The sequence below is a fragment of the Romboutsia sp. LXY-2 genome, assembly GCF_056171995.1.
On the sequence record NZ_JBKFGI010000005.1, the window covers coordinates 1 to 14,039 of the forward strand.

At 28.4% G+C, this 14,039-nt stretch carries 12 protein-coding genes and 1 pseudogene; all 13 read right to left on the reverse strand.

The genetic code is table 11. From position 1 onward, the window contains the following. Positions 1–117 precede the first annotated feature (117 nt). Positions 118–324, reverse strand: a pseudogene (locus tag ACI48P_RS11110) (sugar phosphate nucleotidyltransferase); the annotation flags it as partial. A 113-nt stretch (positions 325–437) separates the two neighbouring features. Further along, positions 438–1,976: a murein biosynthesis integral membrane protein MurJ gene (gene murJ / locus ACI48P_RS11115; protein ID WP_475215679.1), complete on the reverse strand. Its 1,539-nt coding sequence runs from the start codon at positions 1,974–1,976 to the stop codon at positions 438–440. 296 nt (positions 1,977–2,272) lie between these two features. Continuing rightward, positions 2,273–2,752 (reverse strand): serine O-acetyltransferase, encoded by a 480-nt coding sequence (locus tag ACI48P_RS11120; RefSeq protein WP_475215681.1) that lies wholly within the window; start codon positions 2,750–2,752, stop codon positions 2,273–2,275. Positions 2,753–3,050: 298 nt separating this feature from the next. Continuing rightward, positions 3,051–4,217, reverse strand: coding sequence for a nucleotide sugar dehydrogenase (locus ACI48P_RS11125; protein ID WP_475215683.1), 1,167 nt, complete (start codon positions 4,215–4,217; stop codon positions 3,051–3,053). A 246-nt stretch (positions 4,218–4,463) separates the two neighbouring features. After that, the gene (locus ACI48P_RS11130) at positions 4,464–5,543 is read right to left on the reverse strand and encodes a glycosyltransferase family 4 protein (protein ID WP_475215685.1); all 1,080 of its coding nucleotides are present in this window, start codon (positions 5,541–5,543) and stop codon (positions 4,464–4,466) included. Positions 5,544–5,565: 22 nt separating this feature from the next. After that, positions 5,566–6,561, reverse strand: a complete 996-nt coding sequence (locus ACI48P_RS11135; protein WP_475215687.1) for an SDR family NAD(P)-dependent oxidoreductase — start codon at positions 6,559–6,561, stop codon at positions 5,566–5,568. Between the two features lie 25 nt (positions 6,562–6,586). After that, positions 6,587–7,180 carry an acyltransferase gene (locus tag ACI48P_RS11140; protein WP_475215689.1) on the reverse strand — a complete coding sequence of 198 codons (594 nt, stop codon included), beginning with the start codon at positions 7,178–7,180 and terminating at the stop codon, positions 6,587–6,589. 19 nt (positions 7,181–7,199) lie between these two features. After that, entirely contained in the window at positions 7,200–8,402 is a 1,203-nt protein-coding gene (locus ACI48P_RS11145; protein ID WP_475215691.1) for an O-antigen ligase family protein, read from the reverse strand. A gap of 53 nt (positions 8,403–8,455) precedes the next feature. After that, entirely contained in the window at positions 8,456–9,562 is a 1,107-nt protein-coding gene (locus ACI48P_RS11150; RefSeq protein WP_475215693.1) for a glycosyltransferase family 4 protein, read from the reverse strand. Between the two features lie 14 nt (positions 9,563–9,576). Next, complete coding sequence (locus ACI48P_RS11155; RefSeq protein WP_475215695.1) at positions 9,577–10,713, reverse strand: glycosyltransferase family 4 protein; 1,137 nt, start codon at positions 10,711–10,713, stop codon at positions 9,577–9,579. A 14-nt stretch (positions 10,714–10,727) separates the two neighbouring features. After that, on the reverse strand, positions 10,728–11,801 hold the full coding sequence (locus ACI48P_RS11160) for a mannose-1-phosphate guanylyltransferase (RefSeq protein WP_475215697.1): 1,074 nt from the start codon (positions 11,799–11,801) through the stop codon (positions 10,728–10,730). Positions 11,802–11,816: 15 nt separating this feature from the next. After that, on the reverse strand, positions 11,817–13,508 hold the full coding sequence (locus tag ACI48P_RS11165) for a phospho-sugar mutase (protein WP_475215699.1): 1,692 nt from the start codon (positions 13,506–13,508) through the stop codon (positions 11,817–11,819). An 11-nt stretch (positions 13,509–13,519) separates the two neighbouring features. Beyond that, on the reverse strand, positions 13,520–14,039 hold a 520-nt coding region (locus tag ACI48P_RS11170; RefSeq protein ID WP_475215701.1), incomplete at its 5' end, for a sugar transferase.

Consider the following 14,039-nt stretch of genomic DNA (forward strand, 5'->3'; position numbering starts at 1 on the left):
CAAGGCGTTACCCTATCATTCTACCTTTCGTAATATCAGTTCTAGTAATTAAAATTAATTACTAGGGTAGTTTTGTAGTAAACCCACGCTTACTTTTGTCTACCAACAAGTCACACCGAAGTGATCTTCTATAGATTTTTTGCTACGACCTGTTACTATTAGTATTTCTTCGATTCCTGAGTTTATTGCTTCTTCTATTATATATTGTAAAGTTGGTTTATCAACTATTGGTAACATTTCTTTTGGTTGTGATTTTGTTGCAGGTAAAAATCTTGTACCAAGACCTGCTGCTGGTATTATAGCTTTTCTTACTCTTTGTCTCATTATTGCTCTCCTATATTTCCAATTGGTTTATTTAATTATTTTATACATATCCATACATAGTTTATATTTCAGAAATCAAATATATATATTGATTTCATAATCACCCATATAAATTATTTCTTCAACTTCTTCTTAATCGTATCCGTTATTGCACTAACTTCTTCTACTTTTAATATTATAACTAGCGTTCCATATATTATTGCCCCTACTAGTATAGATGCAAATAGTGATATAGCTTCTGTTGTCAATCCCACCCCTAGCAAACCACTTAATAAATTGTATGATACATAGGTTACAGCACCCATAGCAATAGCTGATACCATTGACTTTAAGGTAGTCTTTATTATTTTATCTTGTCCAAAATATCCAATCCTTTTTTTAAGACTTCCAAATAACAAGAATATACATACTATGGCTGATATACTAGTTGCTAGCGCTAGTCCTGCTAGTTGAAAATGATTGACTAATATGATATTAAGTACTATATTCATAGCCATAGCTATCGTACCATTTATCATTGGTGTTTTTGTGTCTTGAAGTGCATAGAATACTTTACCCAATATATCTCTAAGTCCAAATGCCACCATACCTATAGAGTACATTATTAGTGCTATAGCTGTCATACTAGTTGCCCTAGCATCAAACTCCCCTCTTTGGAATAGTAGTTTGACTATTGGAGTAGCAAGTACCATAGCTCCAACTGATATGGGTATTACTAATATAACTACACTATTTACGGCTTGTGTAACTGAATTGATAAACTTTTCGTTATTATCTTCACTTGATAGCTTTGATAACATAGGATATACAACCGCTGCAACGGATGTTATAAATAATGCCATTACAAATCCATTTAGCTTATTTGCGTAGTTAAGTGCAGATATACTTCCTTCTACTAATGTAGATGCCAGCGTTCTATCTACCATTGTGTTTATTTGATTAACAGCTACTCCTATAAGAACCGGTCCTATAAGCCAAGCGGTTTTTTTTATATATTTATCTTTTATATTGATATATGGCTGGTACTTGTATCCACTTTTTATTGCAAATGGAAGTTGGAATAAAAACTCCATAGATATTCCAAGTAATGTTCCCCATATCATTAGATATGGATTATATTTTACGCTTAGTATTATAGAAATTATTATTATTATATTTTTGGGTACACTTATAAGTCCCGGTACCGTGAAATTATTCTTAATCTGAAGGTATGCTGTCATTACATAACTGAGTCCTGTAAATACGATTCCTAGGATTGTTATTCTAGTAAATTCAATAGCTATCTTCAGAGTTTCTCCTTCAAATCCCATGGCAAATATTTTTACTAAAGGCTCTGTAAATACAAATCCTAGTATTGCTAATATTATACATATAGCTATTACTATATTAAATACATTATTTGTGAATTTTAGTGCTTTATTTTCTCCTAAATCACTGTTTACTTCAAAGTACATAGGTATAAGAACTGTTCCAAGTGTTGTTCCTATTATTGTGAATATAACTAGTGGTATATTCATAGCTGTGATATATGCATCACTATACATAGATGCTCCGTATGCTGAAGCTAGTACTAGTTCTCGGCCAAAACCTAATACTTTAGCGATTATCGTAGCTATCATAAGTCCTACAGTTGCTTTAGCTACTTTGCTCATACACTGCCTCCATTATTTATATTGTTCTATTTCCGATTAAATAAATCTGTTGTATAAACTTTTTCTTATACATCTACTAATTTTTTTGATTATACTTTTAGACATTTTTAAATTCATGAAAATCTCTAACAACTTTAAGATAAAGTAATGTATAGTGTTTTAAAGCTAGTATCTATATAACAATTTAAACTCCTTTATCTTATATTCTATTCATTATTAATCTTACTGTCCATTTACTTGATTCTTTTACTTAAATATCGATGGATCATTGTTAAAAATTTCATATTTATGCTCTACTATATATCATTTTTATTTTGGTTAATAACTTGACTACTACAAAATACTGTAGAATTTGAAGGTATATCTTTTACAACTACTGCATTAGCACCTATTTTCACATTGTCGCCTGTTCTAATATTCCCTAAAATTTTAGCTCCTGCTCCTATATATACATTATCCCCTATAATCGGTGCTCCTTTTTCTTTCATCTCATTTGTTCCAATCGTTACCTGTTGGTAAATAGTTACATTTTTACCTATTATCGAATCTTTATTTATTATAATTCCATTAAAATGTGGTATTCTCATTCCTCCTCCTATATTAATCCCCAATGGTATTTCACAACTATTCACTATGCATATTAATTTATTCATAATTTTATATATTATTTTATTATCGCTACCTCTTCTAGTTGTGTTAAGAAATATTTTTGTCATGTAAGGTATTTTTGAATATTTCTTATAATCTTTATTTAGTTTGCTTTTATAGCTTTTCATATTTTTATCAAATCCTCATATACTTCTATTTATTATGTTATATTTTTAAAAATCAATAAATTTTTTAGCAATCAATATCTGTGATTATGACATGCGTTCTGAAATTATAACTATACAGTTTTATTTATATGCTTACCTTTTTTACTTATATGTATTTTTATTGCATAAAAATACATATTATGATGCTATTACTAATTTGATCCCCAATCCTACTACTCTATTGATTATAGTATCTATAATAGCCATGCTGCTACTTTAGATACTTTATTCATATACTATCGCCATTATTTATATAGCTTTAGTCTCTATTAAATAAATCCCTTGTATAAACTTTCTCTTCTACATCAAATAGTTCTTTTGATAATCTATTAGATACTATAACATCACATACCTCTTTAAATTCATCAAAGTCTTTAATAACCTTAGAATTAAAGAAAGTATCTTCTTTTAAAACTGGCTCATATATAACAACATCTATTCCTTTAGCTTTTATTCTCTTCATAATACCTTGAACAGAAGATGATCTAAAGTTATCTGAATCAGTTTTCATTGTTAATCTATATATACCTACAGTTTTTGGTTTTCTTTTTATTATCATATCTGCAACATGATCTTTTCTAGTTCTATTAGCATCTACTATAGCCCCTATTATATTATTAGGTACATCATTATAGTTTGCTCTTAACTGTTTAGTATCTTTTGGTAAGCAATATCCTCCATATCCAAATGAAGGGTTGTTATAATGACTCCCTATTCTAGGGTCTAGTCCAACACCGTCTATTATTTGCTTTGTGTCTAATCCTCTAAGTTCTGCATAAGTGTCTAGTTCATTAAAATATGCAACTCTAAGCGCTAGATAAGTGTTCGAAAATAACTTAACAGCTTCTGCTTCAGTACTATTAGTCAGTAATACTGGAATATCTTTTTTTATTGCTCCTTCTAATAGAAGCTGAGCAAATTTTTCTGCTCTTTCCGATTGTTCTCCTACTATTATTCTCGAAGGATATAGATTGTCGTACAGAGCCTTTCCTTCCCTTAAGAATTCTGGTGAGAATATTATGTTCTCAGTGTCAAACATTGCTCTTACTTTTTCTGTGTATCCTACTGGTACTGTTGATTTTATTACCATTGTAGCATCTGGATTTATAGATAATACATTAGCTATAACTGCTTCAACGGTTCTTGTATTAAAGTAATTCTTTTCTACATCATAGTCGGTTGGTGTAGATATAACAACATAATCCGCCCCTTGATATGCTTTAAATACATCAGTAGTTGCTATTAAATTTAATTCTTTATTACTTAGGTAATCTTCGATTTCTTTATCTACTATCGGAGATTTTTTCTTATTTATCATATCTACTTTTTCCTGGATTATGTCTACTGCTACTACTTCATTGTGCTGGGCTAGTAGTATAGCATTAGACAAACCCACATAACCAGTTCCTGCTATTACTATTTTCATTATTTTCACTCCTCTTATGTTACTATCGATTTACCAATATATCTAATTAAGTATGTTTTATCTCTTAATGTATGTTATTTAACTAACTTATTTATAATATAATAAATATTGTAAGCTAATGCTATTATTAGAGCTCTAGTTATAAATTCTTATATATATCACTATTTTAAAACAAGATTAAACACTGATACTTTGCCTCTATCGTATATATTAATTGATAATTTTATTAATTAATAAAAGTTCCAGTTAGTATGATTCTATTAAATCTAAATATTTATTTTTCAGATTATCAATAGAGTACTCTTTGATGATAAGATTATAATTTTCTTCTACTATCTCTTCTACTATATTGCTTTTATCTAAACATAATCTATCTATGTTATTTATTTTATCTCCTAAATCTTTCGTTGAATTAGGATTGAACATAACAATATCTTTATATTGAGCATTTACTAAACACTTATTTTCTGGTATATCAGATAGTAATATAAATTTTTTTCTAGAATAGCTTTCTAGAATAACATTTGATGTACCTTCATATAACGAAGGTAAAATAATTATATCGCACTTTTTGTAAATATCTTCCATATTATTAACATAGTTTAAAAATTCAACTTGTTTTTCTAAATTCTGTTCCTTTATATATTTATTTATCTCTTCATAATACTCATTATCTACAACTTTGCCTGCAATAATAATGCTAATATTCCGAGAAATGTATTGAAGTGACTCTATAACAATTTTTACATTTTTTCTCCTTGTAATATTTGCTATTATTCCGATAGTATTTATATTTTTTATATTTTCAAATTCTAAATTATGCTTAATTTCTACTCCATTATTTATACACTCAATATTAGAATTAACATTTTTCAACAGTTCACCTGTAGCTTGAGAGTTGCATGTTATCATATCTAAATTTGATAACATTTTTTTTATAAGTCCTTTTCCAAAAGCTTCATCTGCTTCTCTTGCTGAAAATATAATTTTTTTAGCTTTATATCTTAGCATTCTCATAATAGGTACCAAGAGCTTATTATGACCTATAGCTAAATCATATTCTGGTAATTCATTTTTTATAAAAGAATTTATTTTTATATAGCTTTTTAGTCTTAAAAAAATCTTTGAAACTTTATTTTTATCTGTAAATAAGTCATTTTCTATATAAAATTTATTTTTTAAATTCGGTATATCTAAGTCCTCATTATTAAATAATAAAATATCAACATCATGCTGTTTAGATATTGCATCATAAATATATTTAAATTGCTTTTCAGCTCCACCTCTTGTCCAATAAGGAAGAACAAACAATACTTTTTTTCGCATTTATAAATTCCCTTTCCAATAACTAGTTGCTTTTTAACCAACTAACAAATTTATTTATACCTTCTTCAAAGTTAGTAGTTGGATTATAATTTAATATTTTTTTTGATTTACCTATATCTGCATTAGTTCTCGTAACATCGCCTGGTTGCATAGCTAGTACATTTTTTATAGCTTTTTTCCCAACTACATTTTCTATAGTTTCTACCATTTGATTTAATGATATTGTTTGGGATTCTCCTAAATTAAATATATCGTATCTTTTTTCATCTACATCTACCCATTGTATACTCTTTACTACACCATCTATAATATCATCTATATACGTATAATCTCTTTGTGTAGATCCATCTCCAAAAAACGGTATCTCTTTATCTTCCATGATAAGCTTGCTAAACTTATGAATTGCTAAGTCTGGCCTTTGTCTAGGACCATAAACTGTGAAAAATCTAAGACAAGCTACATTTATATCATATAAATGATGATAAGTATAACATAATAATTCTCCTGACTTCTTCGTTGATGCATATGGAGATATAGGATTATCTACTGCATCATCTTCGCTAAATGGTACTTTTTCATTTTCTCCATATACAGAAGAACTTGATGCAAATATTAATTTCTTTACATCATGCTTCTTACATTGTTCTAATAAGTTTAAAGTTCCATTTATATTTACATCATAATATAATTCAGGATCCTTTATAGACGGTCTAACGCCTGCCATTGCTGCAAGATGGACAATTATATCTATATTGTTTGAACTAAATATACTATCCATAGTTGATTTATCCCTTATATCTCCTCTGTATAATAGCATTTTATCTTCCGGTATACTATTTTGTTTCATATTTCTGATTATTTCTTCAATATTATTCTCTTTTATTGTTGGATCATAAAAGTTATTAAAATTATCTACTATTATTACTTTATTTCCACTTAATAATAGTTTATCTGCTAAGGTAGATCCTATAAAACCTGCTCCACCTGTTATTAATATAGTTTTCATTTTTGTTTTCATTTGATCTTACCTTCTTTCTTATGCTTTAAACTTCAGTTATATATTCAAATTCTTTGTTTGTATATTGGCTATAAAAGAATTTATTATCTTTTTTTAACTGATAATATAAATCCGAATCTCTATATTTTATAATTTTTTGTGGATTCCCTCCAACTATAGCTAATGAAGGTACATCTTTTACTATCACCGCACCCATAGCTATAACAGCGCCTTCTCCTATAGTTACTCCCGGTGATATAGTCACATTAGAACATATCCATACATTATCTTCTATTATCACAGGTTTAACTACATATCTATTATCAAAAGGAATACTTTTCAGATCCTCCCCTTTATAATAATGATTGCCTGATATTATTGTTAATCTAGGTCCTATCATACACCCACAGCCTATTTTTACCATGCCTATTGCGTCTATATAGGCCTCTCTACTAATAAAAGTTCCTCGCCCTATAGATATATTTTGCGTATTGTAAAATCCACTATTTTCAGATAGTCTTACATCTTTATCTATATTTAAAAACCTTAATTTTCTTAATCTTTTGGTATCTATAATATAATTTTTATTATAATTAATTATAGGCATTTTATTGCGTATTCTTCTTAATTTATCTATCAATTTAATACTCCTTAAAATGTTAATTTAACTTCTGCTTATATACCTTAGTATTATATATTTGTGCTGCAATTATAAACCAGTATAGATAATTCAAGTTATCTTGAACTATATTAGATACTAAAAATACAAAATATATAGTAGTTGTTATCACCGTATTTTTATTAATTTCTCTAATATAACCTGTGTTAACTATTATCCATATTATTATAGTTAAATGCATTATAAATCCTAAAATACCTCCTTCTAGTATAAAGCTCAGTAATCCACTTTCAGTAACCTCTGGCATATCATAAACTATGCCAGTTATGCTAGACACTACTTTTTTATCTTTTACTAACGTTTGATAGTTACCATATCCAATACCTAGAATAGGTTTATTTTTTATATTTTCTAGTGCATTGTTCCAAATTTCTTTTCTTATAATAAATGTATCCAAATTTCTTAAATCATCTTTAGTCAAATTTGTTGTATCCTTTAATATAAAATAATCTATTGGTGTAGACAACTGACTAGGAACTACATTTGGAAACAAAGTAATTAGCATCACTATTATAGTTGATACTATAGCTACATATCTCAATATTTTAGTAGGTTTTACAATTTTTAGTGTTAGTAATGCTAATATCAGACCACAAGGTATAGTATATAAAAAAGATTTTATCTGTATAAAAAATAAGGTTGCTATACTACTTAATATTAACATCAATATATCTTTTCTTTTTTTTCTTTCATATATATTTACAATTAATATAGGTATAGAAAAACTATAAAATATATTATATCCTTGTTTATCTAATAAGGTGAAGTGTCTTAAGTTTCTTAAGTTTATTCCGCTAAAGGCCAAGTTTATCCCTTGTACAATTATGTCTATCGATAAAATTAAAGATATAATTACTATTATTTTATACAGTAAGTCTATAGTTTTATCATTTAAGTAATTAATTAAAACTATTATTGTTACACTATATATGGTTAATTTTATTGTATATGGATTAATTCCTATAAATAAGCTCTGAACACAAAAAAATACTATATTTAAGTATATTATGCTATATATTGTTTGATATTTTTTTATCCTTTTATTTTTGAGTATATTAACTAAAGATAATGCTATTAGTATTAAAGTAATTAGCGATGTAGCTTTAGATAATATAGGTATCGTTCTTGCAAAATAATCGTTTAATAACGATGATAGTACACTTAATATTATGATATAGTTCATTATTCTTACCTCATATAAATTTTTATGTTAATATTGTAATGTACATAATGAAATTACTCTAAAATTTTATTATATATATCATTTATACTACTGCATGCATTTTTCCATGAAAAATATTCACTTCTTCTTATTCCATTTAATATTAAATGATTACTTAGACTTTTATTTTCTATAACGTTTATAATCTTTTGTGATATATCTTGTACACTATATGCGTCGCAGAATAAAGCCGCATCTCCTACTACTTCTGGTAATGCTCCTTCTTTAGAAGTAAGCACAGGAACTTTTCTAGCCATCGCCTCAATTGGCGGAAAACCAAATCCTTCATATAGTGATGGAAATACAAATAATTTAGTATTTCTGTATAATACTTCTAACTCTTCATCTGTGACATAGTCAGTGAATACAACTTCAGTTTCTATATTTAGCCTCTTTACTTTATTAAATATATCTTCATAAAGCCAACCTTTTTTACCACATATGACTAGTTGGTAGTCATGTCCTTGTTTCTTTATTTCATTAAACGCTTCCACTATTCTTTCAACATTTTTATGAGGTGATAATGTTCCTACGAATAGTAAATAATCTTTAGTTATTCCAAATTTACTCACAACTCTATTTGTAATTTCATAATTTAATTCTATTTCTTTATACTCAAATCCATTATAAATAACTTCGATTCTCGAATCATCAATATTTGGATAGTAATGTACTAGTTCTTTTGCTGTAAACTCAGATATACATATAAGTTTATCTGCATTTTTTATAGTATTCTCAAGCAATATTTTCTTTGTCATTACTTGAGCTTTTGTGTATTTATCTTCCATGGTATGCATGGCCATATCATGAATTGTAGCTATTTTTTTACCTTTATATAACGCCGGTGTAGCATAATCTAAAAAATGTACTAATTCATAGTCTTTGTACAATTTTAATAATTTTAACTGTTCATTTATTATTCTATCTGAGCTACTATTTTGTTTTATATTTATTGGTATAAGCTGTTCTTTATTGACAAATTCATTGATCATATTATCTCTACATAGTACATCTATATTGCCATTATCAGCAATTAATTGCTCAGATAATTTATGAGAGTATTTAGATATTCCTGCACCATTAGTAGAGAATTGCAATGCATTCACTAGAATTTTAGACATCGATACACCTCCTATTATTTAAGTATCAATTTTTTATATAAAGCATCGTGCTTATCTATTACTGTTTTTATGTCGAATCTTTCTTTTAGTAGTTTATTAGAATTTGTTACATATTTATTTCTCAATGCTTCATTTTTTCTAATTTCTAGTATAGATGTTATAAATAATTTAGAATCATCTATATTAACTAACACACCATTATATCCATCTTCTATTAACTCTGGTATTCCACCTACATTAGACGCTACTATTGGCTTAGACGCAGCCATGTATTCTGTAATTACAAGCCCAAATCCTTCCCATCTAGATGTCAATATAGCTGTATCAAAAATAGATATATATCTATTCACATCATTAACCCATCCAGTGATTTTGACTCTATTTTCTATATTAAATTGCTTTATTAATGCTTCTACTTCACCTCTTAGTTCACCCTCGCCCACTAATACAAAATAAGCATTATCTATTTTTTGACATACTTCCTCAGCTATATGAACGAACTTAATAGGATCTTTCTGCTCAGATATTCTAGCTACCATACCAATTACAAAACTATCTTTTGGAATATTTATTTCTTTTAGAATCATATCTTTTGAATATTTTTTATCATTATACTTATTTATATCTATTCCATTGTGTATAGTAACCATTTTTTCTTCTTTTGCTATTTTGTATTCTTTAGCTAATTTATGCTCATAATCCGATATATTAACTATATAATCACAGAATATTGATGTATATTTTTCTATTAACGCATAAACTTTTTTCTTTTTATCACTCACATTCATTGAAAAAGCCCAACCATGTGCATTGTATATGCAGGGTACCTTGTTTAAATAAGAAGCTAGTTTGCCTAATACTCCCGCTTTCGAACTATGAAGATGAACTAGATCTGGCCCTATCTCTTTTATAGCACTCTTTAGCTTAAAAAAAGATTTTATATCTTCTTTAGGGCTTATCTCTCTGCTCATTTCTATAGGATAAACCTTAATACCCATATCTTCAATTTCTTGTTTCATAGGGCCATAACTAGGGCAAATCAAACAAACTTCATATTTATCTTTATCTATATGAGAGAAAAATAGTTTTATATACTCCAAAGTCCCACCTATTGTTGCTTGGGTAACATGTAAAATTTTTATTTTTTCCATATTTATCATCCTTACTAAAGATACATTTTACTATCTTTTTCTTTTAGTTTATCTACTATTCTCTTAACATCTTGTGCTTTATCTTTTCTGCACACCATAACTGCATCTTCAGTAGATACAACTATTAAATCATTAACACCTACAGTAGCTATCAATTTATCTTCTGAATAAACTATACAATCTTTAGTATCTATCGCAATTGTTTCTCCCCTTTTTATATTACCTTCTTGATCTGTAGGATATATAGCACCAAGCACATCCCAACTTCCAACATCATTCCATCCAAAATCACCAGGAACAACTACAACATCATTACTTCGCTCCATAATCCCATAGTCTATAGATATAGATGGTATAGTTGGATATATCTCTCGAAGTTTTTCTTCTTCTTGATTTGTTCCTATAAATTGAGCTAACTCTTCTAATCTATAATAAAGCTTAGGCAAGTATCTTTTAAAGTCTTCCAATATTTTAGATACTTTCCACACAAACATTCCACTATTCCATACGTATTTACCACTGTTAACATAAGTCTTTGCATTTTCATAATTAGGTTTTTCAATAAATTCAAGTACATCATATGCTATATCACTACATATATTTTCTTTATCAAAGTTTATATACCCATATCCAGTAGAAGGAAATGTTGGTGTTATGCCTATAGTAACTAACTTTTCATTCTTTTCTGCTACTTTTATAGCTTTGTGTAATATATTATTAAACTCAGCTTCATTCTTTATATAATGGTCCGCTGGATAAACACACATTATGCCATCTCCATGTTTTTTCATTATGTTAAATGCTGCATATCCTATAGCTGCTGCTGTATTTCTTGCACTTGGTTCTGGTAATATATTAGTGTGTTCACACATATCTCTAACAGTTTCTTTTAATAATTCTATTTGTTTTTCATTAGTGACTACAAATAAGTTTTCCTTATCTGATAAACAGTTTATTCTTTTTATAGTTTCATTTATAAGTGCATCATCCCCACTTAAGTTAAGCAGTTGCTTTGGGTGTGCTTGTCTACTTAAAGGCCAGAAGCGAGTTCCCCCGCCTCCTGCCATTATTACATTATATATTTGCATGTTATTTACTCCCAGTTATATAGAGTCAACAGTGTTAACTATTTCATTTATTATATTTTTTAGCTTTGCATCTACTTCTTCATATTTTTTTCCATTACATCCAAAATAGAATTTTATCTTAGGCTCTGTTCCAGATGGTCTAACAGCTATCCAACTCCCATCTTCAAGTATAAATTTAAGTACATCTGATTTTGGTAGGTTATCTATTCCCACTTTATAATCTTTTATTGTTTCTACATTTATATCTGCTATTTCTATTATCTCAGAGTCTCTAAAGTGGCTCATTATAGACTTTATTTGTTCCATTCCATCTATACCTTTTAAAGTAATTGACTTCAGCTCCTCTTTATAGTATCCATACTTTTTGTACACCTCTTCAAGTCCTTCATATAAAGTCATTCCTTTATCATAGTAATAAGCTGCCATTTCAGATATCAATAGTGCTGATACTACACCATCTTTATCTCTAGCATGTGTTCCAATTAAATATCCATAACTCTCTTCGTATCCCATTATAAATGTAGCTTCATTACTTTGTTCATATTCATATATCTTCTCACCAATGAATTTAAATCCTGTTAGAGTATCTATACTTCCTACTCCATATGAATTTGCAATTTTTGCTCCCAGCTCTGAAGTTACTATCGTTTTTACTATCATAGGATTATGAATATTTTTTAATTCTTCTTTTTTATTGCTTAATACATAGTCTACTAGTAATGATCCTACTTGATTTCCATTTAGAACTACATATTCTCCTTGATTATTTTTTACTACAACACCTACTCTATCACAATCTGGATCAGTGCCTATTATTATATCTGCTCCATCATTTTTCGCCATCTTGATAGCTATATCAAACACAGCTTTTTCTTCAGGATTAGGATATTTTACTGTTGAGAAATTAGAGTCTGGATTTTCTTGTTCTTTTACTACTCTTACATTTTTAAATCCAACTTCATCTAATACATTTCTTATAGGTTTATTACCGGTTCCATGTATTGGAGTAAATATTATTTTTATATTTTTTCCTACTTTATCTATTAGCTGTTGATTTATTACTTGCTCTTTTACAGCATCTATAAAAGCTATATCCACGCTTTCGTCCAATGTTATTATTAACTCATTAGTATCATTAGTAGTAGGTATTGAGCTATACTCTTCTATTTTATCAACTTCAGTAATTATCTCTTCTGCTATATTAGGGCAAACTTGTCCACCATCACTCCAGTATACTTTATACCCATTATACTCAGGAGGATTATGACTTGCAGTAATAACTACCCCTGCAACACATCCTAAGTGTCTTACCGAAAAAGATAACTGAGGTGTAGTCCTTAAACTATCAAAAATATAAGCCTTAATGCCACACGCAGCCAATGTCTTAGCTGTTTCTAAGCAAAACTCTTCACTTTTGTATCTACTGTCATAGGCAATTACTACACCTTTATTTTTACCATCTTCACCACATTTTTTAATAATATAGTTGGCTAGCCCATAAGTTGCTCGCCTTACAGTATATTTATTTATTCTATTTGTACCAGCGCCAATTACACCTCTAAGTCCACCAGTCCCAAATTCTAAATTTTTATAAAATCTATCTTCTATTTCTTTTATGTTATCTTTTAAATTCGCTAATTCTTCCTTAGTTTCTATATCAAAATATTCACTGTTTGACCAATCTTCAAATCGTCTTATATATTCCATAACTTACTCCTTTATGATGCATTTTCATCGCCAAATAAAACAAAAACTGTTTTAAATATTAATTTTATATCAAGTAACAAGCTTCTTGTTCGTATATATTCTATATCCATATCAACCCAGCCATCAAAATCTATACTATTTCTACCACTTACTTGCCATATACAAGTAAGCCCTGGCTTTACAGCAAGTCTTTGCATTTGGTATTCAGTATACTGCTCTACCTCGTGAGGGATTGGTGGTCTCGGTCCCACAAGGGTCATATCTCCCTTTAATACATTAATTAACTGAGGTAATTCATCTATACTAGTTTTTCTTATAAACTTACCTACTTTTGTTATCCTAGGATCATCTTGTATCTTAAACACAGGACCAGTTTGTTCATTTTTTTCCATAAGACTATCTAATAATTCCTCAGCATTATGAACCATACTTCTAAACTTATACATATCAAAAGTCTTAGGATACTTACCATTTCTTTCTTGTGCAAAAAACACTTTACCCTTAGGGTCTTCAATCTTTATTAATATTGCT

Coding starts and splice junctions, on each gene's coding strand:
- ACI48P_RS11150 (WP_475215693.1), bottom strand. CDS start 9,562: ATGTCTAAAATTCTAGTGAATGCATTGCAATTCTCTACTAATGGTGCA.
- murJ (WP_475215679.1), bottom strand. CDS start 1,976: ATGAGCAAAGTAGCTAAAGCAACTGTAGGACTTATGATAGCTACGATA.
- ACI48P_RS11155 (WP_475215695.1), bottom strand. CDS start 10,713: ATGGAAAAAATAAAAATTTTACATGTTACCCAAGCAACAATAGGTGGG.
- ACI48P_RS11130 (WP_475215685.1), bottom strand. CDS start 5,543: ATGCGAAAAAAAGTATTGTTTGTTCTTCCTTATTGGACAAGAGGTGGA.
- ACI48P_RS11145 (WP_475215691.1), bottom strand. CDS start 8,402: ATGAACTATATCATAATATTAAGTGTACTATCATCGTTATTAAACGAT.
- ACI48P_RS11125 (WP_475215683.1), bottom strand. CDS start 4,217: ATGAAAATAGTAATAGCAGGAACTGGTTATGTGGGTTTGTCTAATGCT.
- ACI48P_RS11165 (WP_475215699.1), bottom strand. CDS start 13,508: ATGGAATATATAAGACGATTTGAAGATTGGTCAAACAGTGAATATTTT.
- ACI48P_RS11160 (WP_475215697.1), bottom strand. CDS start 11,801: ATGCAAATATATAATGTAATAATGGCAGGAGGCGGGGGAACTCGCTTC.
- ACI48P_RS11120 (WP_475215681.1), bottom strand. CDS start 2,752: ATGAAAAGCTATAAAAGCAAACTAAATAAAGATTATAAGAAATATTCA.
- ACI48P_RS11135 (WP_475215687.1), bottom strand. CDS start 6,561: ATGAAAACAAAAATGAAAACTATATTAATAACAGGTGGAGCAGGTTTT.